At 37.2% G+C, this 2,677-nt stretch carries 3 protein-coding genes; all 3 read left to right on the top strand.

Annotation, left to right across the window (positions count from 1 at the left end; all coding sequences use genetic code 11):
• Window positions 1-611: DUF362 domain-containing protein (locus AC2JBO_RS44400; protein WP_496959993.1), on the top strand; the 611-nt coding region annotated here is incomplete at its 5' end.
• 953 nt (window positions 612-1,564) lie between these two features.
• Window positions 1,565-1,753 (top strand): TLTLP motif-containing protein, encoded by a 189-nt coding sequence (locus tag AC2JBO_RS44395; protein WP_496959992.1) that lies wholly within the window; start codon window positions 1,565-1,567, stop codon window positions 1,751-1,753.
• A 331-nt stretch (window positions 1,754-2,084) separates the two neighbouring features.
• Entirely contained in the window at window positions 2,085-2,597 is a 513-nt protein-coding gene (locus tag AC2JBO_RS44390; protein ID WP_496959991.1) for an inorganic diphosphatase, read from the top strand.
• Window positions 2,598-2,677 lie beyond the last annotated feature (80 nt).

The raw sequence follows: 2,677 nt of genomic DNA, 5'->3' as shown, positions 1-2,677 counted from the left end.
ATCAAGCAGCAGGGGAAGATTTTAATCATTTGCTGCTGTGTAAAGAAGCGATGGAAGCTGATGTAGTAATTAATCTGCCAAAAGTAAAATCCCACGTTCAACTTGTCCTAACTATGGGGGTAAAAAATCTATTTGGCTGTGTTCCAGGCAAAATGAAAGCTTGGTGGCACATGGAAGCTGGTAAAGACGCGAACCGTTTTGGGGATATGCTCGTTGAAACCGCACGTGCTATTGACCCCGACTTAACTATTGTTGATGGCATCATTGGACACGAAGGCAATGGTCCGAGTGGAGGTACACCACGTCAACTCAATGTTTTAGCTGCATCAAATGATGTTTTTGCTTTAGACAGGGTAATAGTGGAAATACTTAAAGTTTCGCCTGAACAAGTTCCAACTCTTGCTGCTTCAATACGTGCTTCTTTAGTTCCTGAGCTAATAAATATTAGTTTCCCACTCCTACAAATTGATACTTTACAAGTTGATGATTGGCGCCTGCCTGATAAATTCGTTCCGATTGATTTTGGTATGCCTAGGGTTATTAAATCTACCTTCAAACATCTTTATATTAAGTTTATCAAAGAGCCGATGCGCGCTTATAGTGCCCGTTGAGTAACTTTAATGGGCTTTTCCCTCAATTTAAAGTATTTAAGTGATAACTTAGCTACAACAATTTCACTCGTGAGCAGAGTAAGCTATTAATACCCTCCGATTGCTTAACTAGACCGCCCACTAATCCAGTGGCGGTTTTTTTAATTGTTTCTTAATTATTAACACGTTTGTTTATCCCCCTTCCACGCGCAGGGTTGGGGGGATCAATATCTCAAATTTTCATTACAATAGTATTAATCGTATGAATCGTGCCTATTTATTAAATCAGCAAATTGCTTCAATTATCTGTCTTGAGAAGGATTGTGTTATTTGTTTTCTAGTGCTTAGAATAAACCTGAAATTTTTAACTTTAAGTTTTGTTGACTTTAATTAATATATAATTATTTACTGTGATGTAAACCTTACCTGTATTTATTCGTACACCTTAGTAGCTAGAAACTAATTTCTGCGTCTATTTACGGTAAGTGTATTGCTTTGAGTATAACTACTTATAATACCAATACAATGATGTTTTTGCCTCAGTAATAATTCGTTCTCGTTTTACAATTTGTGACATTGGTCAATTTTGCTTGCTCTAAACAGTTATAGGCGCCGAAAGCCTTTATTGTAGGGACATAAGGCGTAAAACTTGCTGATATTGAATTTAGGAATTAATATGGTGTATGTGGATTGAATGTAATAAAAAATGCTGTCAGTAGCATTTCAACAGTATAGATAAGTGATAGGTTACACCAAATGCATCTAGGAATATGTATGATTGATTTGAAACTTAGAATACAAATTTTGCGCACGGTAGAGAGAAGATGACGTGTAAAATTTTTGATGTAGATTATAATTGAAAGGTATTTAAGGTTCTCAAACACTAAGTAATGTAGAGTCAGATATTAGTTAAAATAATATCAAGACTCTCAAGTTTGAGAGTTAGTGCAATATTGTCACGATTTTGGTTTTTTATGAATTCTAATAGTCAGTCTGCTAATGCTGATACTTCGTCTCATCGTTTAGCAGACATTGTGGGTACTTTCATCGCAATTTTAACTTTAGGTTTACCTTTGTTTGTTATTGGTCATTATTCATCCAATAATGTTGAAATGAACACTCGTCAACCAATTACGTCTAGATTGCAGCAAAGTCGGGACTAGCAATTATACAACAACATGATTTTACCTTTTTGAATCAACACAATAGATGAAACAACAAAATACTTACATCTAATACTTTAGCACGACTTTAATTTGTTAGTGCTTCGGAGCGTATCGATACGCAGAATAACTGGTTTCCCAAAAAGAATACTAGGTTAAATGTACTAAGTAAAATAATTCGTCAACTCCCTAGTTTGATCTAGGGAGTTTTTTATTTGCGGTGAACGTAACTGAAAATCAGTCAACAAAAGTACAATATCCGCCTTAAAATCTATTAGGGGTAGTTTAAAGACACTGCCCGTTGTATTTGCGTGCATAAAGGAGATTTTTTGTGGATTTGTCCCGTATCCCAGCCCAACCGAAACCCGGTATCATCAACGTATTGGTTGAAATTACTGGCGGGAGTAAAAATAAATACGAATTTGACAAGGATTTGAATGCTTTTGCTTTAGACCGTGTACTATACTCTTCTGTACAATATCCATACGATTACGGTTTTGTGCCTAACACCCTAGCGGATGATGGTGACCCTTTGGACGGAATGGTTATTATGGATGAACCGACCTTTCCGGGATGTGTTATTGCTGCACGACCAATTGGTATGTTAGAGATGATCGACGGTGGAGACCGCGATGAGAAAATTCTTTGTGTTCCCGACAAAGACCCACGCTATACTCACGTCAAATCTCTTAAAGACCTTGCACCCCACAAACTTGATGAGATTGCCGAATTTTTCCGCAGCTATAAGAATTTAGAGAAGAAGGTGACTGAAATTCTCGGTTGGCAGGATGTTGACAAAGTTCAACCTCTTGTTGACAAGTGTATTAAAGCTGGCGCCAAATAGAGTTAAAAGTATTGAGTGCTGAGTGCTGAGTGCTGAGTGCTGAGTATTGAGTGCTGAGTGCTGAGTGCTGAGTGCTGAGT

The organism is Calothrix sp. CBUCES-K 9914 (assembly GCF_059640475.1).
The sequence above is the reverse complement of the archived record's forward strand: the minus strand, read 5'-3'. Positions and strand labels throughout refer to the sequence as shown.

Bases quoted from the DNA above. Each gene is read 5' to 3' on its own strand.
- AC2JBO_RS44395 (WP_496959992.1), top strand. From the start codon at position 1,565: ATGAATTCTAATAGTCAGTCTGCTAATGCTGATACTTCGTCTCATCGT.